This window comes from Sutterella massiliensis, assembly GCF_016899755.1.
In the GTDB taxonomy this organism is placed as follows: Bacteria; Pseudomonadota; Gammaproteobacteria; order Burkholderiales; family Burkholderiaceae_F; genus Sutterella; species Sutterella massiliensis.
This window is the reverse complement of sequence record NZ_JACJJC010000003.1, coordinates 193,239-218,757: the sequence shown is the minus strand read 5'-3', so window position 1 is coordinate 218,757 and position 25,519 is coordinate 193,239. Positions and strand designations below refer to the sequence as shown.

Sequence of the window (25,519 nt, the reverse complement as noted above, 5' to 3'; positions counted from 1 at the left end):
GTCATTTCCTTCCAAAGTTTTCAGCCTGGCGACCATACCGTTGCGGAACCACTCCTTCCCATTCCGAACAGGACAGTGAAACGCTTCAGGGCCGATGATAGTTGGTTGTATTTCCAGTGAAAGTAGGTCATTGCCAGGCTCCCCATAAAGAAACCCCTCGATGCTCAGCGCTCGAGGGGTTTCGTTTTTTCGGTCTTAGATGACGCCCGGCTCATCCCTTCAAAATAAAAATACTTCGCACAACGAAGAAGGGCGTCGCTGCGACGCCCTTTTTTCATCGGCTTGCAGGCGTTACCCGCAAGACAAATTCGTTATTCGAGAACGCTCGGATCGACGCCTGCGTCAAGGCAGGTCTTCACGATGGAACGCCATTCGCCTTCGGAAATTTCAACGCCCTTGGCACTGCGATCAGCTGTACGAATGCGTTCGGGTTCGCCCGGCATCAGCACCGGGTGATTGACCGGATCGGGGGCTGGGCTCGATTTCACATAGTCGTTCATGGCGTCGATTTCGCGGCGCATCCATTCGAGATTCGTGAGGGCAGCCGGGTCGATAACAAAGGCAGTCATGTTGTTGACGATCGAACCGTCGCGCGGTCGACTCGGTTCGATGGTGCCGCCCCCTGAAAGAATGCCGGCCATCAGTTCGCATGCCCAGCAGAGACCCGAGCCCTTGTGTTTGGCAAACGCCATGAGTGCGCCGCGGGGTTCCTGCCACATTACGCTCGGGTCAGTCGTCGGATGACCGGCCGTGTCGAGCATCACCGGTTCGTCGAAATGCTTCCCGGCGAGGTGCGCTACGCGTGTTTTGCCCATGGCGACGATCGAGGTGGCGAAGTCGAGAATGAAGGGGCCGTACTTGTCCGTTTTGGGCATCGCAAGGCAGAAGGGATTCGTGCCAAAGCGTGCTTCGGAGCCGCAGTAGGGCGCGACGAGCGTGCCGAAGTTCTGAACGTTCACGAAGTGCACTGAAATCATGCCCGCAGCTGCGGCTTGTTCGCCGTACGTGCCGATGCGTCCGAGGTGACAGCAGTTAGCGATCGTGTACATGCAGATGCCGTTTTCCTTAGCGCGAGCAATCGCCTGTGCCGTCGCTTCGTAGCCGGCGCGCTGTCCATAGCCGAGGTTGCCCTGAAACTGCAGAATCGAGCCTTTGTCCTTCACGAGCGTGGGCGGCGTATTCGGGTGGAGCTGGCCGCGCTTGAGGTAATCGGTGTACATCGTGATCATGCCGATGCCGTGGCTGTCGTGACCGCGCAGATTGGCATTGAGCATGTGGTCGGCTACGAGGTGGGCTTCGTATTCGTCGCTTCCGGTTTGTGTGAGAAACGCATGCGTGACCTTGTAGATTTGTTCCTTGGAATGTCGCATCGGTGCCGCTCCTAATAGTGAATCAAAAGACTGTTTCTCAATCCTATGACTGAGAAGCGAGCAAACTGGTGCAGGTGGCTAGCGGAAAAGTCCTAGCGGAGCGAATACCGAACAAAGATTCACGTCTGATGGTTCGTTCTGTCTACTTGTCTTGGGACTTGCGCGGAAGAAGCGGGCGAAGCTGAAACGTCTCGGGCGATTACAACACTCGAGAGCAGGACTGCTCGTATTGCGACGGTTGTAAAAGACGCTCGATAAACGCCAGACGGAGACGGCAAGCGGCGTATGAGGCGCGCTGACACCGACATGCGCAAAAAAAGAAGGAGCATGATCATTCATGCTCCTTCCTCTGGAATTCTTGGCTCCCCGAGTTGGGTTCGAACCAACGACCTGCGGATTAACAGTCCGTCGCTCTACCGACTGAGCTATCGGGGAATGCCGAATAAATTGTGCTTGGCTCCCCGAGTTGGGTTCGAACCAACGACCTGCGGATTAACAGTCCGTCGCTCTACCGACTGAGCTATCGGGGAATGCCGAATAAATTGTGCTTGGCTCCCCGAGTTGGGTTCGAACCAACGACCTGCGGATTAACAGTCCGTCGCTCTACCGACTGAGCTATCGGGGAATCAAGGATTTGAATTATATGGTCACATGCAAGAAAAAGGCAAGAGTGAGTTTTGAATATCTACTTATTAATTTGATATTAATCAAATTAATAATTTATAAATTCATAAAAATCAATTAGATAAAAATGGATTCATTTCGAGTAAAAGCTAGGCCCGCTACCGCTCCCTCTATACTATGGTCCTATTTCGCGAGGTGGGCGGCTCGATTTTGGCATGCTCGTTACTCGACAGGATTCACGGAGAGCTCCATTGCAAACCTTCACGTTCGCCAATTCGCCTTTTGTTTTGCATGCGCCGTTTCCGCCGGCAGGTGATCAGCCGCAGGCGATCGAGAAGCTCTGCCGTGGTCTTGAAGACGGTACGATGTACCAGACCCTTTTAGGCGTCACGGGGTCGGGCAAAACCTTCACGATGGCCAATGTCATTGCGCGCGAGGGGGTACCGGCGATCATCATGGCGCCCAACAAGACGCTCGCGGCGCAGACGTACTCCGAAATGCGCGATTTCTTTCCGGAAAACGCCGTTGAGTACTTTGTCTCTTACTACGACTTCTATCAACCCGAAGCGTACGTTCCCGCGCGCGATCTTTTCATAGAAAAAGATGCCGCTGTCAACGAACACATCGAGCAGATGCGTCTTGCGGCAACGAAGTCCATTCTCGAGCGGCGCGACACGATTATCGTTGCGACCGTATCGGCGATTTACGGCATCGGTGCGCCAGAGAGCTACACAGAGATGCGTCTCATCGTGCGGCAGGGCGATAGAAAGACGCAGAAGGCGCTGATCAGCCAGCTCGTTCGCATGCAGTACCGCCGTGCCGATATGGACTTTCAGCGCGGGTACTTTCGCGTGCGCGGCGACACGATCGATGTTTTCCCTGCAGAACATGCCGAAGTGGCGGTGCGCATAGAGCTCTTTGACGACGAAGTCGATGCGGTGCTTCTCTTCGATCCGATCACCGGAAAAGTGATTCAAAAGGTTGCGCGCTTTGTCGTCTATCCGGCGAGCCATTATGTGACGCCGCGCGAAGAGATCGTTCGCGCCATCGGCACTATCAAGACGGAACTTACCGAGCGAAAAGCAGAGCTCCTGGCCGAAGGCAAGATTGTCGAGGCGCAGCGCCTTGAGCAGCGCACGCTCTTCGACATTGAAATGCTCGATCAGGTGGGGTTCTGCAAAGGCATCGAAAACTATTCGCGCCATCTGACAGGGCTTGCCCCCGGTGTGGCGCCCCCTTGCCTCATAGACTATCTCCCCGCCGATGCGATTATGTTCTTTGACGAAAGCCACGTGATGATGGGGCAGCTCGGCGGCATGTACCGCGGCGACCGTGCTCGCAAGGAAACGCTCGTCAATTACGGCTTTCGGCTGCCTTCTGCGCTTGACAACCGGCCGCTTCGCTTTGACGAATTCGAGCGAAAAATGCGCCGTTCGGTCTTCGTTTCGGCCACCCCGTCGAACTACGAACTCGACAAGTGCGGCGGCGAAATTGTCGAACAAGTCGTTCGCCCCACCGGTCTCGTTGACCCGGAGGTGGAGGTGCGCCCCGCGACGACGCAGGTCGACGATCTCCTCTCCGAGATCACGGAAGTGACCGCTAAGGGCGAGCGTGTTCTCGTGACGACGCTGACGAAGAAAATGGCCGAGGATCTCACGGACTTCCTCGGCGAGCACGGCGTACGCGTGCGTTATCTCCATTCGGACATCGATACGGTCGAGCGCGTTGAAATCATTCGCGACTTGCGAGCCGGGACGTTCGATGTCCTCGTCGGAATCAACCTGCTGCGCGAGGGGCTCGACATCCCGGAGGTGTCGCTTGTTGCTATTCTCGACGCGGACAAGGAGGGGTTCCTGCGAAGCGAGCGCTCGCTTATTCAGACGACCGGGCGCGCGGCGCGCAATCTTCACGGACGTGCGATTCTATACGCCGATCGCATGACCGACTCGATGCGGCGCGCACTCGAGGAGACGGAACGTCGCCGCGACAAGCAAAAGCGCTTCAATGCCGAGCACGGCATCGTGCCGAGAGGCGTCAAAAAGGAAATTCGCGACATCATCGACGGCGTCTACCGCGGTCCCGACGTACAGGCTCAGCCGAGTGCTCCCGTACTCGAAGACTTGTCCGAAAAGAATGTCGCCAAAGAGCTCAAGCGCCTCGAAGCGGAAATGCTCGAGCACGCTCGCAATCTGGATTTCGAAAAGGCCGCACAGATTCGCGATGCGATCCGACGCTTGCGCGAGACGGCTTTCGGGGCGTCAGCCGAACAGTAAGCAACAAAGCGGCTGCAAATTTTCGAAACGTTTCTTTGCGTCTCCTTTCCCGAGTGGGTTTTTGTCGCTCTAGGAAAAATCCTGTGGGTGCAGTACGATACTCACTGTCTCACAAACATTGCCATGTGTTCGGACGGCCGTGCTTCGGAAGCGCACCCGTCTCTTAATTTACGCACGCCATGGATCCCAAAATTTTAAAAGTTTTATTCGTTTGCACCGGCAACGTCTGCCGCAGTCCGACGGCTGCCGCCATTTTCCGCAGAAAGCTGCGTGAGGCGCACTATGACGATGTCATCGTGGCCGACAGCGCCGGCACGAGCGAAGCGCACATCGGGCAGGCGCCCGATATCCGCGCGCAGCTTGCTTGCAAGAAACGAGGCCTCGATATTTCGCAGCACCGTGCGCGCGCGGTTGATCCGTCCGACTTCGAGTCGGCCGATCTGATCCTTGCGATGGACTGGGAAGTGCTCACCGAGCTGCAGCAGCGCTCGCCCGCCCCCTACCGGCACAAGATTCAGCTTTTGATGCGCTACGCGAACGACTTCGACGAAGCCGTCGTTCCGGACCCGTACTACGGCCTCAACGAGGGCTTCAATATCGTTCTTGACTATTGCACGGATGCCTGCGAGGGGCTTCTCGAAGAGCTCGAAAAGAAGGCCAAGCAGCTGCAGCGCGAAAAAGCCGCGTATCTTGCCGAGCACCCGCAGGCAGAGCAGCAGTCCGAGTCGTCCGAGACGCCGGCGTAGTCGTCGCTCGAGTTCGCGCACGATTGACCGGACCTATGAAGAGCGTGCGCAGATCCGGCAGTTGATGTGCGCCGCTTTCGGCCGAATCCGAAGTAAAGAACCGACCGTTCGTTGCGGCCGGTTCTTTTTTGTCCTCGAATTGCAGGAAAATAAGGGAAATCATGAATTGCTGACTTGATTGGTCGGGAATTGCGGTGTAATATTCGTCGCATTCCGAAATTCTGACTTTTTCTGTCAGGAATCCGGTTTTCGTTTGTACGGCCGCAACAGGCATCGGGAGAACGCACTTGAAGCTCACTACGAAAGGACGCTTTGCCGTAACGGCGATGCTTGACATCGCGATGAACGCCGGTGAGGCGCGTGCGCCCATTCCGATTGCGCAGGTCGCCGAGCGCCAAAAAATCTCACTCACGTATCTCGAGCAGATTTTTTGTCGACTGCGCCGCGCCGGCCTTGTTGAGAGCACCCGCGGTCCCGGGGGCGGCTATCGCCTTGCCCTCGCGCCGGGTGAAATCACGATCGAACGCATCATTGATGCGGTCGACGAAAACATGGATACGACGCAGTGCGGCGGGGAAGGAACCTGCCAGGGCGGCGCCGCGTGCCTCACGCATCACCTCTGGGAGGATCTCAACAGCGTCATCGAACGCTTCCTCTCGGGCGTGACGCTCGAGAGCCTCGTGACGGCCGCGCACAATAAGCGTTCGGGACATATTCAGACGGTGCCCGCTGTCATTCCCGTGAAAGGAGCGACGCCCGAGCATCGAAAAGAAGAGAAGTCGAAAGCGGCAGACCCCGTTGCCGAAGAGGCGGCGGCCGCTCTAGATCATTGAGCTGTCGAAGAGACGCAATTTCTAGGACTAAGCAATCATGAAGCTCCCCGTCTATCTGGATTATTCGGCGACCACGCCCTGCGATCCCCGTGTCGTTGAAAAGATGGTTCCCTATCTCAACGAGCGTTTCGGCAATCCGGCCTCGCACAGCCATGCGTACGGCTGGGAGGCCGAAAAGGCCGTTGAAGAGGCCCGCGGCCATATCGCCGCCCTGATCGGTGCCGATCCGAAGGAAATCGTCTTTACGTCCGGCGCGACCGAAAGCGACAACCTCGCGATCAAGGGGGCCGCGCATTTCTATCGCGACAAGGGCCGTCACCTGATTACGGTGAAGACGGAGCATAAGGCGGTGCTCGACTCGATGCGCCACCTCGAAAGCGAAGGCTATGAAGTGACGTATCTCGATGTCGACGAAGAGGGTCTCATCCGCTTTGAAGATCTCGAGAGGGCGATCCGTCCTGACACGACGCTCGTCTCCGTGATGGCGATTAACAACGAAATTGGCGTCATTCAGGACCTCGAGCGCATTGGCAAGCTCTGCCGCGAAAAGGGTGTGCTCTTTCACTGCGACGCGACGCAGGCCGCGGGCAAGATGGATCTCACGGTCGACCGCTACAACATTGATCTCATGAGTCTCTCGGGCCACAAGGTCTACGGTCCGAAGGGCGTGGGCGCGCTTTATGTGCGCCGTCGTCCGCGTGTTCGCCTCGAGTGCCAGATGCATGGCGGCGGCCATGAGCGCGGCATGCGCTCGGGTACGCTGCCTTCGCACCAGATCGTCGGTATGGGTGAGGCTTTCCGCCTGGCCAAGGCCGAAATGGAAACGGAAGTGCCGCGCATCCGCGCCTTGCGCGACCGCCTCTGGGAAGGGATCCGCAAGAACATTCCCGAGGTGTATCTGAACGGCAGCTGGGAGCATCGCTCCTGCCACAACCTCAACGTGAGTTTTGCGTACGTTGAGGGCGAAAGCCTCATGATGGCTGTGAAGGATCTCGCCGTTTCGTCGGGTTCGGCCTGCACGTCCGCTTCGCTCGAGCCGAGCTACGTGCTTCGCGCACTCGGCCGCAGCGACGAACTCGCGCACAGTTCGCTCCGTATTACGCTCGGGCGCTTCACGACGGAAGAAGAAGTCGATTTCGCCATCAAGACGTTGACCGAAAACGTCGCGAAACTGCGCGAAATGAGCCCGCTCTGGGAAATGCACCAGGAAGGCGTCGATCTCTCGAAGATCGAATGGACGAATCACTAATCACGGAAATGATCGCTCCGAGGACTCGGAGCACACGGGGCGCTGCCGTCCAAAGAAAAAGTCGGCAGCCCCCAATGGAGACCAAAGAATGGCCTACAGCGAAAAAGTCATCGATCACTATGAACATCCGCGCAATGTCGGCACGCTCGACAAGGACGCGCAGGATGTCGGCACGGGCATGGTGGGTGCGCCCGCCTGCGGCGACGTGATGCGTCTGCAGATCAAGGTTAACGACGAGGGCGTCATTGAAGATGCGAAGTTCAAGACCTATGGCTGCGGATCGGCCATCGCCTCGTCTTCGCTCGTCACCGAATGGGTTAAGGGTAAGACGCTCGACGAAGCGAGCGCCATCACGAATGCAGCTATTGCCGACGAACTTGCGCTGCCGCCCGTGAAGATTCATTGTTCGATTCTCGCCGAAGACGCGATCAAGGCCGCCATTGCGGACTACCGCGCCAAGCAGGACAAGTAAGGAGCAAGACATGGCAGTGACCCTCACCGAAGCGGCCTCCCGCCACGTGCAGAAGTACATCGACCGGCGCGGCAAAGGCATCGGTCTGCGTCTCGGGGTGAAGACCTCGGGCTGCTCGGGTATGGCCTACAAGCTCGAATTCGCCGATGCGGTCAACGAAGACGATCATGTTTATGAAAGCTTCGGCGTCAAAGTGATCGTGGACGAAAAGAGCCTGCCCTATCTCGACGGCACGGAACTCGATTACACGCGAGAAGGTCTGCAGGAAGGCTTCAAGTTCCATAATCCCAACGAAAAGAGCCGCTGCGGCTGCGGCGAATCGTTCCATGTCTGAGGCGAGTCGCTCGGCGCCGACGCCGTTTTCGATTTTCGGTCTCGCGCCCGCATTCCGAATCGATGCAGAGCGTCTCGAGGCCGCTTACGAGCGTGCGATTCTGAAGGTGCACCCGGACCGCTTTGCCGGGCGATCGGCTGCCGAACGCCGTGTTGCCGAGCAGTGGAGCGCGCGCATCAACGAAGCGCATGCGATTCTCGCCGATCCAGTTCGGCGCGCCGCATGGCTCTGCGAAGCGGCGGGTACCCCCGTCGAAGCGGAAACCAACACGCGGATGCCGCCCGACTTTCTTTTGGCGCAGATCGAACGACGCGAAGCGCTTGAAAGTGCAAAAACGCTCGACGCGGTCGAAGCGCTGCTCGCACAGGCGGGCGACGAAGCCCGGCGGCTTGAAGCCGAGATTGCTGCGGCTGCTGACGACGAAAAGAACTGGCCCAAAGCGGCTGATGCGGCGCGGCGTCTAATGTTCCTGCAGCGCTTCATTGGTGAAGCCAAAAAAGCGCGCGGCGCTTTTCTTTGATTTTTAACGGTACGACAGATGGCACTTTTTCAAATCGCGGAGCCGGGTCTTTCGGCTGCGCCGCACGAACACCGCCTCGCCGTGGGGATTGACCTCGGCACGACGAATTCGCTCGTTGCTTCGGTAATCAGCGCAAGCGCCGAAGTGATTGCCGACGAAGCGGGACGGGCACTTTTGCCCTCTGTCGTGCGCTACCTTGAGGACGGCAGCGTTGTCGTCGGCTGGGAGGCGCTTGCCGCCGCCGACGCGGATGCGAAGAACACGATCTTTTCCGCCAAGCGTCTGATCGGTCGCAAGTGCGAAGATCTCAAGACGCTTCCGTCGTTGCCTTATGACCTCGTTGATGAAGATACCGGGATCCGAATCCGTACGAGTTCGGGCCTCAAGACGCCGATCGAAGTGAGCGCCGAAGTGCTCAAGACTCTCAAAGACCGTGCAGAGGCGCGCCTCGGCGGCGACCTCGCCGGTGCCGTCGTGACGGTGCCCGCTTACTTTGACGACGCGCAGCGTCAGGCAACGAAGGACGCCGCCCGTTTGGCGGGTCTTAACGTGTTGCGCCTGCTCAACGAGCCGACGGCGGCGGCTTTGGCCTACGGGCTCGACAACGCCGCCGAAGGCACGTACATGGTCTACGACCTCGGGGGTGGCACGTTCGACGTGTCGCTGCTCAAGCTCTCGAAGGGCGTCTTCGAAGTGCTCGCAACGGGGGGCAACGCCGCGCTCGGGGGCGACGATTTCGATCATGCCGTCTTTTGCTGGGCGCTTACGCATTCGGGCGAAGAGGCGATTCAGTCGGCCGAAAAGAAGCGTGCGCTCCTCTCTGCAGCGAAGGCAGCGAAGGAGGCACTCACTGAGAAGGACCGCACGACGCTCGTCTTTGAGACGGATGCGGGCGAGCGCAAGACGCTCGAACTCACGCGCGAAGCGTTCGACGCAATGACCGCTTCCCTTGTCGGCAAGACGCTTGAAGCCGTGAAGAACGTGCTTGCGGATGCCGATATCAATCGCGAAGACGTCAAGGGTATTGTTCTCGTCGGCGGAGCAACCCGCATGCCGTGCGTGCGCGGCGCCGTCGAAGCGTACTTTGGACGCGCCCCGCTCGCCGACATCGATCCCGACCGCGTTGTGGCGATCGGCGCGGCGATGCAGGCGAATAAACTCGTCGGCAACACGAACGAAGAGGACGACTGGCTCCTGCTTGACGTGACGCCGCTCTCGCTCGGCTTGGAAACCATGGGCGGGCTTGTCGAAAAGGTGATTCCGCGCAACAGCGCCATTCCGATCGCGCGCGCGCAGGACTTTACGACCTTCAAGGACGGGCAGACCGCGATGATGATTCACGTGCTGCAGGGTGAGCGCGAAGTGGTTGACGCGTGCCGCTCGCTGGCGCGCTTCGAGCTGCGCGGCATTCCGCCGATGGCCGCGGGTGCCGCACGCATTCGCGTGACCTTCGAGGTCGATGCCGACGGGCTGCTGCGCGTTTCGGCGCGCGAATTGACAACGGGCGTCGAATCGGTCGTGACGGTGAAGCCCTCCTACGGGCTTTCGGACGAAGACATCATTCGAATGCTCAGGGACGGCAACGCGAGTGCCGAAGCCGATATGCATGCGCGCGAACTGCGTGAGCAGCAGGTCGAGGCGCGTCGTCTTCTCGAATCGACGAGAAGCGCACTTGCGGCCGACGGTGATCTGCTTTCGGCCGACGAGCGCGCTGAAATCGATCGCCTTGCCGATGCGCTCGCCGAACTTGCCGCAACCGATCGCACCGATGCCATTAAAGCGGGCATTGAAGCGCTCACGAAGGGGACGGAACTCTTTGCCGAGCGCCGCATGGACCGCTCGATTCGAGAGGCGCTTTCGGGCCTTTCCGTTGACGACGAACTTTTTGCCGTTGAGGACGAGAAAGCCTCGGGCAACAAAACCAACAGCTGACTCATTTCTGAGGTAACCGACATGTCGAAAGTCACCGTTCTTCCCCACCCGGAAGCCTGTCCGCAGGGCACTGTCTTTAATGCGGCGCCGGGCGAGAATCTCGCGCGCGCCATGATTGCTCACGGCGTCAAGGTGCAGCACGCCTGCGAATTCAACTGTGCTTGCGCGACCTGTCATGTGATCGTTCGCGAAGGGTTCGATACGCTCGAAGAGCCAAGCGACAACGAGCTCGATCACCTCGATACGGCTTGGGGCGCCTGCCATTTGTCGCGTCTTTCCTGCCAGGTGAAGGTGGGCGACGGTGACCTTGTGATCGAGATCCCCAAGTACAATCGCAACCACGCCAACGAGGCCTGATCATGTCGCTGAGCTGGTCCGACGTGCGGGCGATCGGGGAGGCGCTCTACGATGCAAACCCGGAGATCGATCCGCTTACGCTTTCTTTCGTGCGGCTGCACGAGATGATCGTGAACCTGCCCGACTTTTCGGACGATCCAGAAAAGTCGAACGAAGCGATTCTCGAAGCCATTCTGCAGGTGTGGCTCGACGAGCGGGACTGAGTCCTAAAGCTCGAATTCGCACGCACAAAGCGGCCGGAGTGCTATTGAAGCGCTTCGGCCGTCATTTTTTGAAGCACCGCAAGGGCGGCTGCGGCTGCCTCGGGCATCATGAGGCCTCGTTCGATGAGATCGAGTGTTTCAACGGGCGAGAAAGCGCCGAAGGCGGCAACTTCGCCGTCAAGAGCGCGGGGTCGAAAGTCGGGTGCGAGCCGAAGTGCGTATTCGAAACTTTCTTCAAAAAGAAGGCCTTCGGGAATGGGGCAGACGAAGCTGCGCGAAGAAAGAGCGATGAGGGTCGCTTGGTCGAAGGCGAGTCCTGCCTCTTCGGCGCATTCGCGCGCAAGCGCGGCCTCAGGGGTTTCGCCGGCGGCGACGAGTCCCGCGGCAAGACTGTCCCAAAGTCCGGGACCGATGCGTTTTTTGAGACTTCGCTGCGAAAAGAGAAAGAGGGGGGCTTCAAGGTCGGGCGGCAAAAGTGCCGCATGCGGCACTTTTGCCCAATTCGTTGCTTGTGCAAGGAGTGCCGTGAGGCGAACGGCATAGGTTTTGGCGCCGAGCGGGCGAAAGAGTCCGCGCGGCATCCGGGCAAAGACGGGGGCTGACGCCTCACGCGCCGCGAGTGCGCGCAAGTCGAGCGCTTCACTTGAACCGCCAGCCGGGTGGACTTGTCGCAGCGCCGCTTCGGCGTATGCAATCGCCGCGCTTCGTGCTTCTAGCGTATCGCCCTCTATAACGAGAGCGCCCGAGGGGAGCTGCGTGATGCCGGGCGTTCGGGCGAGCACCTCGGCTGCTTCACGGGCGGCGCTACCGACTTCGATATGGCGGCCGGTGTCGCAAACGAGAAGCGGCGCACGACGGGTTTGCCGAGCGTCACCGAAAGCAAAGCCCGCCCGAAGTGCGTCGGCGAGCACTTCAAGGCGGGCAAGGAATGCGTCAAGCATCGTGCGGCGTTTTGCGTTGCGGCTCAAAGCATGCGCGCTTTAAGCCGCATCAAGCCTTCGATCGGTCGACCTGTCAAGCGACGGTCGCTTCGGGGCGCATGTGCGGGAAGAGAAGCACATCGCGAATCGTCGGCGCGTCCGTGAGCAGCATCACGAGACGGTCGATGCCGATGCCGCAGCCCGCCGTCGGGGGCAGACCGTACTCGAGCGCGCGGATGAAATCGGCGTCGTAGTACATGGCTTCGTCGTCGCCGTGGCTCTTCTTGTCGGCTTGGGCGCGGAAGCGCGCTGCCTGGTCGTCCGGGTCGTTGAGCTCGGAGAAGCCGTTGGCGGTTTCGCGGCCGGCGATGTAGAGCTCGAAGCGCTCGGTGATCTCCGGATTCGTGTCGGAGGCGCGGGCGAGCGGCGAGATTTCCGTCGGGTGATTGATGATGAAGGTCGGCTGGATGAGCTTCGATTCGGCGGTCTCTTCAAAGAGTGCAATCTGCAGCGCGCCCAAACCGGCTGCAACCGGAATTTCGCCGTGCAGGCGTTCAATTTCTGCACGCAGGAACTCGGGGTTGTTGAGTTCTTCGTCCGTGTAGTTCGGGCAGAACTTCTTCACGGCTTCGATCGGGGTGAGGCGATCGAAGGGCTTCGAGAGGTCGATTTCCGTGCCCTGATAGTTGATGACGGCAGAACCCGTAGCAGCAATCGCGGTGTGGCGGATAAGCGCTTCCGTGAAATCCATCTGGTCGTGGTACGTCCAGTAGGTCGCGTAGAACTCCATCATCGTGAATTCGGGGTTGTGACGCGTGTCCGTGCCTTCGTTACGGAAATTGCGGTTGATTTCAAAAACGCGCTCGAAGCCGCCCACAACGAGGCGCTTGAGATAGAGTTCGGGCGCGATGCGCAGGTACATGTCCATGTCGAGCGCATTGTGGTGCGTCACGAAGGGCTTGGCATTGGCGCCGCCCGGAATCGGGTGCAGCATCGGCGTTTCCACTTCAAGGAAGCGATTTTCGAGCATGTAGCTGCGGATGGCGGCAATTGCGTTCGAGCGCGTGAGGAAGCGTTCGCGCGACTCTTCGTTCATGATGAGGTCGACGTAGCGCTGACGGTAGCAGAGCTCCGTATCCTGCAGGCCCTTGTGCTTGTCGGGAAGCGGACGGATGCTCTTGGTCATGAGGCGAATGCTGTTGACGCGGATGGCGAGGTCGCCCGCCTTCGTGCGGAAGAGCGTGCCCGTGCAGGCGACGATGTCGCCAAGGTCGAACGTCTTGAAGTTGGCGTAGGCTTCGGGGCCGATCGCGTTCTGCTGCACGAAGTACTGCATGACACCCGTGAAGTCGCGTACGGTGGCAAAGCTCGCCTTGCCCATGATGCGCTTGAGCATCATGCGGCCCGAGCAGGCCACCTCAGGGGCGGCGGCTTCGAGTTCTTCAATGCTCATGTGGCCGTACTTGGCGCGCAGATCACCGAAGAGGTCCTTGCGGACGAAGTCGTTCGGGAAAGCGACGCCCGCTTCGCGAAGCTTCTCGAGCTTGGCGCGGCGTTCGGCAATGATGTGGTTCTCTTCCTGCGCCGCTTCGGCTGCGGTGTTGATTTCGTTTTCTGCCATTTGCTGAAATCTCGGTAAAGCTGCCGGTTCGGGCGGCGTGCGCTCGTTGGCCGCCGCCCTTCTGAAAGCACCGTCCGTTTGCCGGACGCGCGCTTCGAACCGATTAAAACGCAATTGTCTGTCGGTGCCTCGTCAGGCATCCGTTCGGGTGCCGCCCACCTGCTGCTTGAGCGAGGCCTCGATGAACTGATCGAGGTCGCCGTCGAGCACGGCGCCGGTGTTGCCCGTTTCTACGCTCGTGCGCAGATCCTTCACTCGCGACTGGTCGAGCACGTAGCTGCGGATCTGGTGACCCCAACCGATGTCGGACTTCTGCTCTTCGAGCTTCGTCTGCTCTTCCATGCGCTTGCGCATTTCAAGCTCGTAGAGCTTGGCCTTGAGCTGCTGCATGGCCTTTTCGCGATTGCGGTGCTGCGAACGGTCGTCCTGACAGATCGTGATGATGCCGGTCGGCACGTGGTGGATTCGAACGGCCGACTCCGTCTTCTGAATGTGCTGGCCGCCCGCGCCCGAAGCGCGGAAGACGTCGATCTTGAGGTCGGCGGGATTGATCTCGATGTCGATCGAGTCATCCACTTCCGGATACACGTAGACCGAGCTGAAGGACGTGTGGCGGCGGGCGTTCGAGTCAAAGGGGCTTTTGCGAACGAGACGGTGAATGCCGGTTTCCGTGCGCAACGTGCCGTAGGCCCATTCCCCCTCGATGAAGAGGGTCGCGGACTTGATGCCGGCGACTTCACCGGGCGTTTCTTCTTCGAGCGTCACCTTGAAGCCCTTGCGCTCAGCGTAGCGCATGTACATGCGCTCGATCATGCTCGCCCAGTCCTGCGCTTCCGTGCCGCCTGCGCCAGCCTGGATTTCCAAGTAGCAGTTGGCCGGGTCCATCGGCTGATTGAACATGCGCTTGAATTCAAGACCGGCGACTTCCTTTTCGATCGCGTCGACGTCGGCGCCGACGGCCTCTACCGTGTCCCAGTCTTCTTCGGCCATGGAGAGTTCGAAAAGATCAGCTGCGTCGTTGACGCCTGCTGTGAGGCGCGAGAAGCTGCCGACGATGTCGTCGAGCATCTTCTTTTCTTTGCTCACTTCCTGAGCGTGCTTGGGATCGTTCCAGAGATCGGGGTTCTCGATCTCAATATTCACTTCTTCGAGTCGGCGCGCTTTGCGATCGACGTCAAAGATACCCCCGAAGTTCGATCAAACGGCTGCGAAGGCCGTCGATGCTGTTCTGGATCTGATTGATGCGTTCGGCTTCCATGATGAGTCGCTGTTCCTGTGCGAAATGGGTTGTGAACCGCCGCGCGGCGCAGCGCGCGGCGCAAGGGCGCCGGCCGGTTTTTAGGGGCCGGTGCGCAAAAGCGTTTAATTATAGACGCGCACTTTGCCCGAGCGAAGGCGAAATGCGCAAAAAATACGAGCAAAATCCGAGCGAAAGACCCGCTTTAGGAGCCTTCGACCGCTTCAACGACGAGCTGCACGGAGCGGCGGCCGCGGAATTCGTTGATGGCCGGACGATAAGCGAGCTTGGCTGTCTGCGGAATCGGTTCGCGCCGGCGGAAGTAAATCGCGTCAAAGCGCTGTCGACCGAGCATGAGAGAGAGCTTGAGGTGCGCGTCTTTTAGGAGCGTTTGATTGAGAACGCTGAATTCGTTCGCAAAGAGCGGCGCTTCAAAGCCCTGTCCCCAGATCTGCGCGTCGATTTCTGTGCAAAGGCGTTCGGTGATTTCGTCGGGCGCGAGGCTGCCGTCGGTGAGAACGACGTGCTCGAATGCGGCCGGGTCGCAGTTGGCTCGAACGACCGCCTCGAAGGTTTCGGCAAAGCGCTCAAGCCCCTCGGGACGGATCGAAAGGCCCGCGGCCATTGCGTGACCGCCGAAGCGCAGCACGATGTCAGGGAGCTGCTTGGCGACAAGGTCGAGCATGTCGCGCAGGTGAATCCCGGGTATCGAGCGCCCCGAGCCCTTGAGTTCGCCCGACTCTGTTCGAGCAAAGGCGATCACCGGGCGATGTATGTGCTCTTTGATGCGGGCGGCGACAAGACCGACGACGCCTTCGTTGAAACACTCGTTAAAGAGCGTTACCGCGGCGAGCGATTCGGTCGATAAGCGTGCAATTTCGGCTTCGGCCGCCTGCTGCATTTCGCCCTCGAGCTCCCGGCGCTCGGCGTTGATGTCGTTGAGGCTCTGCGCGAGGCGCAGCGCCTCGAGCGGATCATCGCAAAGGAGGCACTCGATGCCGTTTTCCATCGTGCCGATGCGGCCTGCGGCATTGATGCGCGGCCCGATCGCAAAGCCGAAGTCGCGCGCGCTTGCCTTGATCATGTCCTTGCCCGCAATGCTAAAGAGCGCGGAGATGCCGGGGTGCGTGCGGCCGCTGCGGATGCGTGAGAGGCCTTGCGAAACGAGAATGCGGTTGTTCTTGTCGAGTTTGACGACGTCGGCAACGGTTCCGAGCGCGACGAAGTCGACGAGGTTGTCGAGCCGTGGCTGCGTGGCCTGCGTGAAGATGCCCCGCTCGCGCAGGAGCGCTCTGAGTGCAAGAAGCACGTAGTAGACGACGCCCACGCCCGCGAGCGCCTTGGAGGGAAAGGCCGAGGTGCTGAGATTCGGGTTGACGATGCAGGCTGCACGCGGCAGTTCCGCACCGGGCAGGTGGTGATCGGTCACGACGACGTCGATACCGAGCTCGTTGGCGCGCTCGACGGCAGCGACCGACGAGACGCCGTTGTCGACCGTGAGAATGAGGTCGGGCTTCGGCGTGCGCGCTGCGACGATGTCGACGACGAGGGGCGTGAGCCCGTAGCCGTGTAGAACGCGGTCGGGCACGAAGTAGTCGGCTCGAATCCCGAGCATGCGAAGGCCGCGCAGCGCCACGACGCAGGCAGTCGCACCGTCGCAGTCGTAGTCGGCAACGATCGTGACATGCTCGCCCTTTTCTCGTGCGGCGGCAAGTCGTTCGGCCGCTTCTCGGGTGCCTTCGAGGGAGGCGGGCGGAATCATGCCGCGCCAGGACTGTTCGAGGTCGTCGGCGCTTTTAATGCCGCGCGCGGCGAGCGCACGGGCCACGGGCGGCAGAAATCCCGACTGAGAGAGGCTCAGCGCTGCCCGCATGTCGAAGGGTCTCGAAAGAATGCGGGTCATCGGAAGGCCTCCTCGTAGGGGTCGGCAAGCCAGGTTTCGGGTGCGATCGCGTTTTTGGTGCGGCGCAAGCGGTCGAAGAAGCTGCGCGCCTGCGGCATGAGCGTCGCAGCGCCCGCCGTGCCGAAAAGAACAAGTGCATCCTCATCGACCTTGAGTGCGGAGAGTCCCGCACGCAACGCTTCGAGCTTTTGGACGACCGCGGGGAGCGCACGGCGCCAAGCCGCGAGGTCGCCGGCAAGCCACGGTGCGTAAAGGTCGTCGACAACGGCGACGACGTCGCCCGGCGGCACGTCTTTCGGCCAGGCAGGCAGACTTTCGTCCGTTTTTCGGGGTGTGAGCGGACGCACGAATGCGGCGGGGATGCCCGCAGCGAGCGCCCAGCCGCGCAAAACGCCGTCGTCGGCGAGCACGGCGCGAAAGAGTGACGGCGGATGGTAGCCTTCAACGCGTCCTGGGGTGGAAAGCCAGAAGCCTTCGATTCGCGGCAGCCCCGAGACGGCGCGCAGCTCGTTCAATTGCTGCAGCGAGGTGTCCGAAGCGAGCTTCTCGCCGAAAGCGGCGAGTACGTCGTGCGCCCAGCTTGTGTCAGGGCCTTCCATACCCGCAGAAAAAAGTGCGTCGAAATCCGCCGTGTTCGCGAGCGGCATCAGCGCAGCAGGGGCGGCCACGGGGGCGGCGGCAAAGTCTCGTTCGGTCGCGCTCGACAAAAAGAGTTCCGTGCCGCTCACCTGAAGGCGCAGGCCGAAGCGCGAAGCGGGTTCGGAAAGCGCACAGAGAAGCGGCAGAATGTTTCGCTCGGCGAGCGTTGCCTCAACGAAACCCGCTGCTTGACGAGCGAGCGGAATCAAGCGCATGAGCGGCGCGTCGAAATGCGGGCCGTCGGCAAGCCGCCAAAGGGCGGGTGCCGTCTGCGGTTCGCCCGGGCGGCGTGCAAACACCTTCCAGCACCAGGCGTAGTGGGGCGCCAAGCGGCCGACTTTGCCCGTCAGGCACTGCGTCTCGGGCGCTTCGCGGCCGCTGCCCAAAAGACGCAGCGCAGCCGCTTCTTCGTGCGAAGCGTGCGCAAGCAGGTCCGCGGCGAGTCGTGCGGGCAGGCGCGCGCCGGGGATCAGAAAAAAAGCTCTCGACATGATGGCGTGCATTTTACCTGCTCGCGCTTGAGCGACACTGCGCGGAACTGTGTGCGCGGCGTGCCCGCTAGAATGGTTCCTTTCGAAGTATTCAGGCAGGATCGGGCCGCTTGGTGCGGCTTGACCTCGGTGCACAGTGAAGACGCCCTTTGAACTTTTGATCGGTCTCACGTATACGCGTGCCGGCCGAAGAGGCCGCCGGCGCGACGGCTTCATGTCCTTTATTTCCGCGATGTCGGTCGCTTCGATTGCACTCGGCGTTGCCGCGCTCATCATCGTGCTCTCCGTGATGAACGGCTTTCAGAAGGAAGTCCGAGACCGCATGCTCTCGGTGATTGCGCACGTCGAAGTGACTTCCGCATTCGGGCCGGTGAGCGATTGGCAGTCGATTGCCGAGAAAATCGAGGCGCGGGAGGACGTCGTAGCGACGGCGCCCTATGTTCAGGGCCAGGGACTCTTTTCGAGCGGTGACGTGGTGACGGGGGCGCTCGTCAAGGGGATCGACCCCGATCTCGAACCCAAGGTGAGCGGGCTCGCGCTCGAAGTTTCGACGCCCGGCACGCTCGGCTCGGATGTGTCGGCTTCGGGACTTAAGCTCCTCAAGCCCGGCGAATTCGGCGTCATTCTCGGGCGAGACTTGGCGCGCCGCCTGCGTGTTTCGCCCGGCGAGAAGGTGGCGCTCCTCGTGCCGCAGGGCAACATGACGCCCGCGGGCATGATTCCGCGCATGAAGCAGTTCCGCGTGCTCGGTTTTTTGTCGAGCGGCCACTACGAGTACGACAGCACGATGGCGCTCATTCACATCGATGACGCTGCGGCGCTCTTTCGCACGGGTGGTCCTCAGGGCCTGAGAATCCGCGTCGCCGACATGGAGCGCGCACCGGTCGTTGCCGCAGGAATCCTCTCGGCGCTGCCGCCCGGGTTCTACGCAGCGGACTGGTCGCAGCAGAACAAGACGTGGTTTGCGGCCGTTCAGGTCGAAAAGCGCATGATGGGCATCATTCTCTTTCTCATCGTGCTCGTGGGGGCCTTCGGGCTCGTTTCGACGCTCGTGATGACCGTGAAGGAAAAGCAGTCCGACATTGCGATTCTGCGAACGCTCGGCGCCTCAGAAGGTTCGATCATGGCGATCTTTGTCATTCAGGGCGCGATTGTCGGCGTGGCGGGCGTCGCAGCGGGTGTCGCCGTTGGGCTTCTCGTCGCCTGCAACGTGGGCGAGATCGTGCGCGCGATCGAGGGGCTTCTCGGCGTGGCGTTCCTGCCCAAGGAAATCTATTTCATCAGCGATATGCCGTCCGACCCGCGGGTCTCGGATATCGTTCCTGTTGCAGTCTGCTCGCTCGTGCTGAGCCTCGTCGCAACACTTTATCCGAGCTGGCGCGCGGCGCGCACCCGGCCGGCGGAGGCGCTTCGTTATGAATAACGCATTCTCCCGTCATGAGGGGCTGGTGCTCGTCGCCGAGCATGTGGCCAAAAGCTATCGCGACGGCTCGGCCGTCGTACCGGTGCTGCGCGACGTGTCGCTCTCCATTGCGCCCGGAGAAACTGTGGCCGTCCTCGGCGCGTCGGGGTCCGGCAAGTCCACGCTGCTGCACGCGCTCGGCGGTCTCGACACGATTGACAGCGGCCGCATCGAAATCCAGGGACGCTCGCTCGCGGGACTCTCCGAGCGCGCGCTCGGAGAGATGCGAAACGCTTATCTTGGCTTCATCTACCAGTTTCACCATTTGCTCCCCGAATTCTCCGCGCTCGACAACGTGGCGATGCCGCTCTTTATTCGCCGGGAGGACTCGTCCGCATCAAGAAAACGCGCTGCGGCACTTCTTGATGCGGTGGGGCTTTCCGCGCGCGCCGCACACCTGCCGTCGCAGCTCTCCGGGGGCGAGCGGCAGCGCGTTGCGATTGCCCGCGCGCTCGTGACGAATCCGGCGTGCGTGCTTGCCGACGAACCGACTGGGAATCTCGATGACGAAACCGCTGCGGTTGTGTTCGATCTGTTTCTTCGCATTGCGCGCGAAGAGGGTACGGCGGCGCTCATCGTGACGCACGACCGGAGTCTTGCCGCGCGCTGCGGTCGCTCGCTTCGACTCTCGGGCGGCATCATGCATGCCGATGCGCTCGCTACGGGCGAGCTTCTCTAGCCGCTCGCTTGAGGCGCCGAAATGCTGGGATTAGCAGGCTTCATCGATACCCACAGCCACATTCAGCTATCGGGCGCTCCCGAGCGGGCCGCGCTCGAAATCGAAGCAGCGCGTCGCGCAGGCGTCGAATCAATGCTTCTTGCGCCGGGGGCGCCCGGCGACTGGGCGCCCACGCGCGCTTTCGCGCATGCCTGGGGGCTCGGCTATCTTCTTGGCATCCACCCCCTTTTTGTGCAGTACGCCGACGAGGCGGCGCTTGCGAGGCTGCGCGCCGAAGTCGAAGCTTCGCTCGAAGACCCCTTCTTTATCGGCATCGGCGAAATCGGGCTCGACGGCTTCGTGCCCGGTCAGGACCAAGCGCATGCGGAGGCGGTATTTGCCGAGTGCCTCGCGATTGCACGTGACTATGCGCTGCCCGCATCGATACACGTGAGAAAAAGCGCTTCGCGCGTACTCATGCACCTGCGCCGCCGCATGCCGGCTGGCGGCGCAGTACACGCCTTTAACGGCTCCGACCAAGAGCGTGAAAGTTTTCTCCAGCTCGGCCTCAAACTTGGTTTCGGCGGCGCGGCGACATACGCGGGAAGCCTGCGCATTCGGCGCCATCTCGCTGAAGTTCCCGAGGACGCCTGGGTGCTCGAAACGGATGCGCCCGACATGCCGACGAGCCGTCGGCGCGACGCGTTCGCGCACGGCGCATCGCTGCTCGACACGGCGCCTGCCGACATTCTTGAGGCCGCTGATGCGGCCGCTATGCTGCGCGCACTGCCGCTTGAAGCGGTTGCTGCCGTTTCGCGACGCAATGCAATAGCCGCATTCCCGCGGCTCGCTCCCCTTTTGACGCGACCCGATGCCTTTGCCCGCCGCGGGCGCGATACACTCGACTGAAGCGCACCGAGCAAGCAGAAGCCGCAGTCCCCGCGGTGCGCTGATGCGGCGCGGCGCCTCGGGCGTTCTGCGCAGAAGGGGCGCTGCGGCGCAACAAGAATGCACGTCAAAAGGACAACATGCAAAACACAACCGAAGAGAACATCGGTACGGTCGTTGTGGCCGTCATCGGTCTCGATATGCCCGGCATCGTCGCTGCGGTGACTTCGGCGCTTGCGGAAAACGACTGCCGCGTCGAAGAAATCAGTCAGGTGACCCTGAAAGGGCAATTTGCTTTGATCGGCATCGTGAAAAAGCCTGCTGCGCTCACGAACGAAACGCTCGAGGCGTTCCTGCGCGAGCGCATTGCCGAAAAGAAGCTGCGCCAGTCGGTACTCGTTCGCGACTTTCAGTCGCCCGATCAAAAGCGCGAGGCTGCGGGCGAACCCTATGTCGTCAGCATTTGGGGCGAAGACCGCGGGGACATTACCGCAACTTTCGCAAAGATCTTTGCAAGCGAAGGCATCAATATCGAAAGCCTGCGCGCGCTGCCGCTTGAAAACGGCGAAAGCCTGCAGTTCTTCGAAGTTCTGATGCCGCTCTCGGTCGATCGGCGAGCCCTCAACGCGGTGCTGCGCGAGCGTGCCCGCGCGTGCGGCCTGCGCTGCAATATCCAGCACCGAGACATTTTTGAAGCCATCCACCGCGTTCAGGTCGACTGATCCCGCGATGAGAGAAAAGCTTTCTTCTGAATTGGAAACCTATCAATGCTGACCGACCGCGAAGTTCTTTCGACCATCAACATGCTGCGCGCCGAGCACCTCGACGTCCGCACCGTGACGATGGGCATCAACCTTTTTGACTGCGCAAGCACGGACTTTGACGTGTTTGCCTACAAAGTCCGCTCCAAAATTCTCAGGTACGCCGAAAAGCTCGTCGAGACGTGCGACGCCGTGGGCGACCGCTACGGTATTCCCGTCGTCAACAAGCGCATCGCCGTGAGTCCCATCGGTACGGTGGGCGCGAGCTTTACGCGCGATCAGATGGTCGCGGCCTGCCGAGTGCTCGACGAATGCGCCAAGGCTGTGCGCGTCGACTTTATCGGCGGCTTCGGCGCGCTTGTTGAGAAGGGAATGACCCCGGGCGAGCGCAACCTCATTGACGCGCTGCCCGAAGCGCTTGCGCAGACCGACCGCATCTGTTCCTCGATCAACGTCGGCTCGACCAAGGCGGGCATCAACATGGATGCCGTTCGTCTCATGGGCGAGCGCATTCTCGACGTGGCCGAAGCTACGCGCGAGCGCGATGCCATCGGCTGCGCCAAGCTCGTCGTTTTCTGCAACATTCCGCAGGATGTACCCTTCATGGCGGGTGCCTATCTCGGTATCGGCGAACCCGACGTCGTGATCGATGTGGGCGTTTCGGGGCCGGGCGTCGTCAAGAAGGCGCTCGAGCGCGCTTTTGCTGCCAAGGGCGACTATCTCACCGTCACGGATGCCGCGGAGGTGATCAAGCACACGGCATACAAAGTGACGCGCGTGGGCGAAATCATCGGCGGCGAAGTGGCCGATCGCTTGGGGTTGCCCTTCGGTGTCGCAGATCTCTCGCTTGCGCCGACGCCTGCCGTGGGCGACAGCGTCGGGGAAATCTTCCAGACGATGGGGCTCTCTTCGATCGGCGCGCCTGGGACGACAGCGATTCTCGCCATGCTCAACGATCAGGTGAAAAAGGGCGGCGTCTTTGCTTCTTCGCACGTGGGCGGTCTCTCCGGGGCTTTTATTCCCGTGTCCGAAGACAGCGCCATTGAAGCGGCGGCCCGCACGGGGGCGCTTACGCTTGAAAAGCTCGAGGCGATGACTTCCGTTTGCTCCGTGGGACTCGACATGATCGCGATTCCGGGCGACACGCCCGCTTCGACCATTTCGGGACTCATTGCCGACGAGGCCGCGATCGGCATGATCAACGGCAAGACGACTGCCGTGCGCGTTATTCCCGTGCCCGGCAAGGGCGTCGGCGACAAGGCGGTATTCGGCGGCCTTTTGGGCGAAGCGAGCATCATCCGGGTGCCGGGCGGCGACGCTTCCGGGTTCGTGAAGCTCGGCGGCCGTATTCCCGCACCGATTCACAGTCTGAGAAACTGATTCGCCAGCCGACGGAAAATGGCGTCGCCATCCTGCCGAGCGCGCGGAAAGGGCGCTTGAAAATACAGGAACCGAGCGATATATCGCTGTAAATACGAACCTATACGTAAAATCCCCGAGGCGACTCGGGGATTTTTTATTCGGAAAATGCGTAGGAAAATTCAATACGTATAGTTGTTTATGAAAAATATGTTCCTTTTCTGAAATCAATAACGGAGAAAGGAACAACATGTACACCCGTTCTCAAGCAGTTGTCTGCGCTTGTGCTTTGTTTGCGGCTGGCGCGGCAGAAGCGTTTGCCGCGTCCCCTGATGGAACGCTTTTCATGCCGTCGAACCCTTCGGCTACGTCCTTGGGGGAGGATTTCTATGTGGGTTCGGGCGAAGAGGCCGTCTTGGGCGACATCTACGAGTTCGCTTCGATCTCGGTTGAGGGTGGCACGCTCAGAAGCACGGCTGCTGCCTACGTTGCGGATGACATCCGTATATCGGCGGGCGGCCGTTTCGAGATGACGGACCTTCCGGACGAAATCGTTTACACCATCGCCGATGGCGCGCTTCGCCTGGAGGACGCTCAGGTGCGTCTTGCCGGCAGCCGGCCGGGCGCCGATCTGGAACTGGCAACCGAGTCGCTTCACGTAGACGGGGTGAGCGAAATTATTCTCGAGTGTGCGAGTGATGCGTTCGATAAAACGCAGTCGGTGCATGCAAGCTTCATCAACGGCGTTTCGCTCGAAGCGGGTGCAACGTTCGACGCGCGCATCGGGCGGGGAACGGCAATGAGTATCGGCGCAGAGTTCTCGGGCCTGCCGCTCGACAACGAGTTCAAGCACCGGGATAACCGCTACAGCAAGGGGCTTCTCGTTGTCGCGGCGCCTTTCGAGCTTGCTTCGGGCATGCATTTCAATGTCGGTTCAAGCGAGACGGCCGCGGGCGAAAATCTCCTGCTCGGCGCCGAGGGCGTTCTCGTCGTCACGCGCGGTGATGTGCTTTCCGCAGCGAGTGAGCCGATCTTTTCGGCAGCCGACGACACGACGATCCGTTTTGATGCGGGGTCGGAAATTTGGCTTTCGACAAGCTGCGGCGAAAATGTCGATGAAGCGCTTGCGGCCATTGACTTTGGCGGCACCGACATCTCGGGGCTCGGAAACGTGCTCGTGAGCTACGATGGGCAAAACGGCCGCTTCGAGCTCGATGGCGACGGCCGTTACACCGTGCGCTTCGAACCAATGCGCTTTTCTGGACCCTTTGCCGGAATGCTCGAAACGCTCTGGGTGAGTCGTCACGATCTGCTTTTGCCCGGGTTCTTTCGCGCGATTTACGAAAGGGCGAGCGCCAAAGCGGGCGAAGCGGCGCTGCTCAATGCGTCCGTTCTCGCTTCACGACTCGGCACCGACGAGCGGCTCGCGCATCTGAACGAACGAGCCGCAGGCGAGACGCCCTTTCGCTGGCTTGGCGCAGCGGGCACAGGGAAGAGGGACGGACTTTATCTCGGGACGCTGCCGCTTCACGTTGCTGTCTCTGCCGGCCGCAGCGAGGATGAGACGGGGGTTGGCGGCATGCGCGGGCAAATTCGTTCGGACAACGTGACGGCAGAGGCCTCCGGCGCGGCTGCCTTCGGCGCTTGGCGCGTCGGGGTCGGCGCCGCATTCGAGTCGAGCGACATCAAGACGAAAGGCGGACTCGAGAATTCTGCGAGTATTCCCGTGAGCGGCGAAAGCGATGCGGTACTCCTTCAAGTTTGGGCCGGTCGTGAGATCACTTTCGGAACGCTCGTTTTCAATGCCGCTTGGAGCGAAGCTTCGGAAAAGGCGCGAACGACGAGCTACGCCAAGCGCATTGAAGTCGATGACGTCAAGCGTTCGGTGTGGAGTGCGGGCGCGGCCTGGCGTTCGCCCGAAGCTTCGTACGGATCGGTACGCGGTGCGTTCACGGCGCGAGCGCAGCTGATGCGCTTTGACTCGGCCGATTATGCCGTCGGTGCCGACGGCGAGGCATTCCTCAATGCCGAGGAGTCGGTCGAAACGCTCGGCGTCTTTGCGCTTGACGCAGATCTCTCGGGCGCGAAAGCCGTGCCGAGAACTGGGACGGCCTTCATCGACGAGCGGCTGCCCGAGCGCCTCGTCTGGCACGCCGCCGGGGGCGTCTCCTACTTTGCGGGCGATCGCGAGCGCACCGTATCGCTTTCCGTGCCGGGCTGGCGAACGCCGGGCGCTCAGGTCGACGTGCCCTCAATCGACGCGCTTCTCGTGCGCGCATCGGGCTCGGTTGCGCTCGAGTCCGACGACAAGCGCATTGCACTCGAAGGCTTCGGCGCCTGCTCGAACGGTGACTACCGTTCGTACGGCGCGCTCATTCGCTGCGAGTGGCTGTTCAGTATCTAAAGCGTATGCCATGCACAATTTTGCCAGCGGGAGAGTTTTCGAGCGCAGACGCATAATCGTAAGGAGGTGAAAAGCCCGATCGACGAGCGGCGCAGGCGCGCCGTTCGCTACCTAAAATGAAAGAACGTGCGGCGGGTGCCCGACGCTGGTCGAGCGCAGCCCGCCGCAGGCGAACCGACTCTAAAAGTCGGGCAAAGACAACGAAAGACAAAAGCAGACGGCCGGAGAACGCGCTGACCGAACGAGCGCGGTCGTGCGGCCGT

The 25,519-nt window shown here is 60.8% G+C and carries 22 protein-coding genes, 3 tRNA genes and 1 rRNA gene; 17 read left to right on the top strand and 9 right to left on the bottom strand.

Features of this window, described 5'->3' with window-relative positions:
- The first annotated feature begins 24 nt into the window (after positions 1-24).
- A 5S ribosomal RNA gene (gene rrf, locus H6A60_RS03475) occupies positions 25-139 on the top strand.
- Between the two features lie 172 nt (positions 140-311).
- On the opposite strand, the gene H6A60_RS03470 is transcribed toward rrf, so the two are convergent.
- The 4 genes from H6A60_RS03470 to H6A60_RS03455 all read right to left on the bottom strand — a co-directional run bounded on the left by H6A60_RS03470 (position 312) and on the right by H6A60_RS03455 (position 1,995).
- On the bottom strand, positions 312-1,370 hold the full coding sequence (locus H6A60_RS03470) for a malate/lactate/ureidoglycolate dehydrogenase (RefSeq protein WP_205102008.1): 1,059 nt from the start codon (positions 1,368-1,370) through the stop codon (positions 312-314).
- Positions 1,371-1,729: 359 nt separating this feature from the next.
- Positions 1,730-1,805: transfer RNA gene (locus tag H6A60_RS03465), tRNA-Asn, on the bottom strand.
- A gap of 19 nt (positions 1,806-1,824) precedes the next feature.
- A tRNA-Asn gene (locus H6A60_RS03460) sits at positions 1,825-1,900 on the bottom strand.
- A 19-nt stretch (positions 1,901-1,919) separates the two neighbouring features.
- A tRNA-Asn gene (locus H6A60_RS03455) sits at positions 1,920-1,995 on the bottom strand.
- Positions 1,996-2,245: 250 nt separating this feature from the next.
- On the opposite strand from H6A60_RS03455, the gene uvrB reads away from it, so the two are divergent.
- From uvrB to iscX, 10 genes are all read left to right on the top strand, one after another.
- Entirely contained in the window at positions 2,246-4,267 is a 2,022-nt protein-coding gene (gene uvrB, locus H6A60_RS03450) for an excinuclease ABC subunit UvrB (protein ID WP_439145074.1), read from the top strand.
- Positions 4,268-4,446: 179 nt separating this feature from the next.
- Positions 4,447-5,013 (top strand): low molecular weight protein-tyrosine-phosphatase, encoded by a 567-nt coding sequence (locus tag H6A60_RS03445; RefSeq protein ID WP_205102006.1) that lies wholly within the window; start codon positions 4,447-4,449, stop codon positions 5,011-5,013.
- Between the two features lie 287 nt (positions 5,014-5,300).
- On the top strand, positions 5,301-5,846 hold the full coding sequence (locus H6A60_RS03440; protein ID WP_205102005.1) for an Rrf2 family transcriptional regulator: 546 nt from the start codon (positions 5,301-5,303) through the stop codon (positions 5,844-5,846).
- A gap of 37 nt (positions 5,847-5,883) precedes the next feature.
- On the top strand, positions 5,884-7,095 hold the full coding sequence (locus H6A60_RS03435) for an IscS subfamily cysteine desulfurase (protein ID WP_205102004.1): 1,212 nt from the start codon (positions 5,884-5,886) through the stop codon (positions 7,093-7,095).
- An 88-nt stretch (positions 7,096-7,183) separates the two neighbouring features.
- Positions 7,184-7,567: a Fe-S cluster assembly scaffold IscU gene (gene iscU / locus H6A60_RS03430; protein ID WP_205102003.1), complete on the top strand. Its 384-nt coding sequence runs from the start codon at positions 7,184-7,186 to the stop codon at positions 7,565-7,567.
- 10 nt (positions 7,568-7,577) lie between these two features.
- Entirely contained in the window at positions 7,578-7,901 is a 324-nt protein-coding gene (iscA, locus tag H6A60_RS03425) for an iron-sulfur cluster assembly protein IscA (RefSeq protein ID WP_205102002.1), read from the top strand.
- Positions 7,894-8,421, top strand: a complete 528-nt coding sequence (gene hscB, locus H6A60_RS03420; protein WP_205102001.1) for a Fe-S protein assembly co-chaperone HscB — start codon at positions 7,894-7,896, stop codon at positions 8,419-8,421. Before iscA ends, hscB begins: the two co-directional genes overlap by 8 nt.
- Positions 8,422-8,439: 18 nt before the next feature.
- Complete coding sequence (gene hscA / locus H6A60_RS03415) at positions 8,440-10,353, top strand: Fe-S protein assembly chaperone HscA (protein ID WP_205102000.1); 1,914 nt, start codon at positions 8,440-8,442, stop codon at positions 10,351-10,353.
- A 21-nt stretch (positions 10,354-10,374) separates the two neighbouring features.
- Positions 10,375-10,710, top strand: coding sequence for an ISC system 2Fe-2S type ferredoxin (gene fdx, locus H6A60_RS03410; protein WP_205101999.1), 336 nt, complete (start codon positions 10,375-10,377; stop codon positions 10,708-10,710).
- 2 nt (positions 10,711-10,712) lie between these two features.
- Complete coding sequence (iscX, locus tag H6A60_RS03405) at positions 10,713-10,913, top strand: Fe-S cluster assembly protein IscX (protein ID WP_205101998.1); 201 nt, start codon at positions 10,713-10,715, stop codon at positions 10,911-10,913.
- 41 nt (positions 10,914-10,954) lie between these two features.
- Here iscX and H6A60_RS03400 read toward each other — a convergent pair whose 3' ends face one another.
- From H6A60_RS03400 to H6A60_RS03380, 5 genes are all read right to left on the bottom strand, one after another.
- Positions 10,955-11,854, bottom strand: a complete 900-nt coding sequence (locus H6A60_RS03400) for an NUDIX domain-containing protein (protein ID WP_205101997.1) — start codon at positions 11,852-11,854, stop codon at positions 10,955-10,957.
- Positions 11,855-11,927: 73 nt separating this feature from the next.
- Entirely contained in the window at positions 11,928-13,454 is a 1,527-nt protein-coding gene (gene lysS / locus H6A60_RS03395) for a lysine--tRNA ligase (RefSeq protein WP_205101996.1), read from the bottom strand.
- A gap of 132 nt (positions 13,455-13,586) precedes the next feature.
- Positions 13,587-14,712, bottom strand: a protein-coding gene (gene prfB / locus H6A60_RS03390; RefSeq protein ID WP_205101995.1) for a peptide chain release factor 2 whose coding sequence is annotated in 2 segments (ribosomal slippage) — positions 13,587-14,630 and positions 14,632-14,712 — 1,125 coding nt in all. Because the reading frame shifts where the segments join, the coding sequence is not laid out codon by codon here.
- A gap of 184 nt (positions 14,713-14,896) precedes the next feature.
- Positions 14,897-16,594 carry a single-stranded-DNA-specific exonuclease RecJ gene (gene recJ / locus H6A60_RS03385; RefSeq protein WP_205101994.1) on the bottom strand — a complete coding sequence of 566 codons (1,698 nt, stop codon included), beginning with the start codon at positions 16,592-16,594 and terminating at the stop codon, positions 14,897-14,899.
- Positions 16,591-17,724 carry a hypothetical protein gene (locus tag H6A60_RS03380; RefSeq protein ID WP_205101993.1) on the bottom strand — a complete coding sequence of 378 codons (1,134 nt, stop codon included), beginning with the start codon at positions 17,722-17,724 and terminating at the stop codon, positions 16,591-16,593. Before H6A60_RS03380 ends, recJ begins: the two co-directional genes overlap by 4 nt.
- Positions 17,725-17,860: 136 nt before the next feature.
- Here H6A60_RS03380 and H6A60_RS03375 point away from each other — a divergent pair, with 136 nt between their 5' ends.
- The 6 genes from H6A60_RS03375 to H6A60_RS03350 all read left to right on the top strand — a co-directional run bounded on the left by H6A60_RS03375 (position 17,861) and on the right by H6A60_RS03350 (position 25,256).
- A complete protein-coding gene (locus H6A60_RS03375) occupies positions 17,861-19,147 on the top strand; it encodes a lipoprotein-releasing ABC transporter permease subunit (protein ID WP_205101992.1) in 1,287 nt (428 codons plus the stop codon).
- Positions 19,140-19,865 (top strand): ABC transporter ATP-binding protein, encoded by a 726-nt coding sequence (locus tag H6A60_RS03370; RefSeq protein WP_205101991.1) that lies wholly within the window; start codon positions 19,140-19,142, stop codon positions 19,863-19,865. The genes H6A60_RS03375 and H6A60_RS03370 overlap by 8 nt, the downstream gene beginning before the upstream one ends.
- Positions 19,866-19,886: 21 nt before the next feature.
- The gene (locus tag H6A60_RS03365) at positions 19,887-20,753 is read left to right on the top strand and encodes a TatD family hydrolase (RefSeq protein WP_205101990.1); all 867 of its coding nucleotides are present in this window, start codon (positions 19,887-19,889) and stop codon (positions 20,751-20,753) included.
- A 119-nt stretch (positions 20,754-20,872) separates the two neighbouring features.
- Positions 20,873-21,454, top strand: a complete 582-nt coding sequence (locus H6A60_RS03360; protein WP_205101989.1) for a glycine cleavage system transcriptional repressor — start codon at positions 20,873-20,875, stop codon at positions 21,452-21,454.
- A gap of 45 nt (positions 21,455-21,499) precedes the next feature.
- Entirely contained in the window at positions 21,500-22,873 is a 1,374-nt protein-coding gene (locus tag H6A60_RS03355) for a PFL family protein (RefSeq protein WP_205101988.1), read from the top strand.
- Positions 22,874-23,198: 325 nt separating this feature from the next.
- Positions 23,199-25,256 (top strand): hypothetical protein, encoded by a 2,058-nt coding sequence (locus H6A60_RS03350; protein WP_205101987.1) that lies wholly within the window; start codon positions 23,199-23,201, stop codon positions 25,254-25,256.
- The last annotated feature ends 263 nt before the right edge of the window (positions 25,257-25,519 follow it).

Bases quoted from the DNA above. Each gene is read 5' to 3' on its own strand.
- H6A60_RS03470 (WP_205102008.1), bottom strand. From the start codon at position 1,370: ATGCGACATTCCAAGGAACAAATCTACAAGGTCACGCATGCGTTTCTC.
- H6A60_RS03445 (WP_205102006.1), top strand. From the start codon at position 4,447: ATGGATCCCAAAATTTTAAAAGTTTTATTCGTTTGCACCGGCAACGTC.
- H6A60_RS03435 (WP_205102004.1), top strand. From the start codon at position 5,884: ATGAAGCTCCCCGTCTATCTGGATTATTCGGCGACCACGCCCTGCGAT.
- iscU (WP_205102003.1), top strand. From the start codon at position 7,184: ATGGCCTACAGCGAAAAAGTCATCGATCACTATGAACATCCGCGCAAT.
- iscA (WP_205102002.1), top strand. From the start codon at position 7,578: ATGGCAGTGACCCTCACCGAAGCGGCCTCCCGCCACGTGCAGAAGTAC.
- hscB (WP_205102001.1), top strand. From the start codon at position 7,894: ATGTCTGAGGCGAGTCGCTCGGCGCCGACGCCGTTTTCGATTTTCGGT.
- hscA (WP_205102000.1), top strand. From the start codon at position 8,440: ATGGCACTTTTTCAAATCGCGGAGCCGGGTCTTTCGGCTGCGCCGCAC.
- fdx (WP_205101999.1), top strand. From the start codon at position 10,375: ATGTCGAAAGTCACCGTTCTTCCCCACCCGGAAGCCTGTCCGCAGGGC.
- iscX (WP_205101998.1), top strand. From the start codon at position 10,713: ATGTCGCTGAGCTGGTCCGACGTGCGGGCGATCGGGGAGGCGCTCTAC.
- H6A60_RS03400 (WP_205101997.1), bottom strand. From the start codon at position 11,854: ATGCTTGACGCATTCCTTGCCCGCCTTGAAGTGCTCGCCGACGCACTT.
- lysS (WP_205101996.1), bottom strand. From the start codon at position 13,454: ATGGCAGAAAACGAAATCAACACCGCAGCCGAAGCGGCGCAGGAAGAG.
- recJ (WP_205101994.1), bottom strand. From the start codon at position 16,594: ATGACCCGCATTCTTTCGAGACCCTTCGACATGCGGGCAGCGCTGAGC.
- H6A60_RS03380 (WP_205101993.1), bottom strand. From the start codon at position 17,724: ATGTCGAGAGCTTTTTTTCTGATCCCCGGCGCGCGCCTGCCCGCACGA.
- H6A60_RS03370 (WP_205101991.1), top strand. From the start codon at position 19,140: ATGAATAACGCATTCTCCCGTCATGAGGGGCTGGTGCTCGTCGCCGAG.
- H6A60_RS03365 (WP_205101990.1), top strand. From the start codon at position 19,887: ATGCTGGGATTAGCAGGCTTCATCGATACCCACAGCCACATTCAGCTA.
- H6A60_RS03360 (WP_205101989.1), top strand. From the start codon at position 20,873: ATGCAAAACACAACCGAAGAGAACATCGGTACGGTCGTTGTGGCCGTC.
- H6A60_RS03355 (WP_205101988.1), top strand. From the start codon at position 21,500: ATGCTGACCGACCGCGAAGTTCTTTCGACCATCAACATGCTGCGCGCC.
- H6A60_RS03350 (WP_205101987.1), top strand. From the start codon at position 23,199: ATGCCGTCGAACCCTTCGGCTACGTCCTTGGGGGAGGATTTCTATGTG.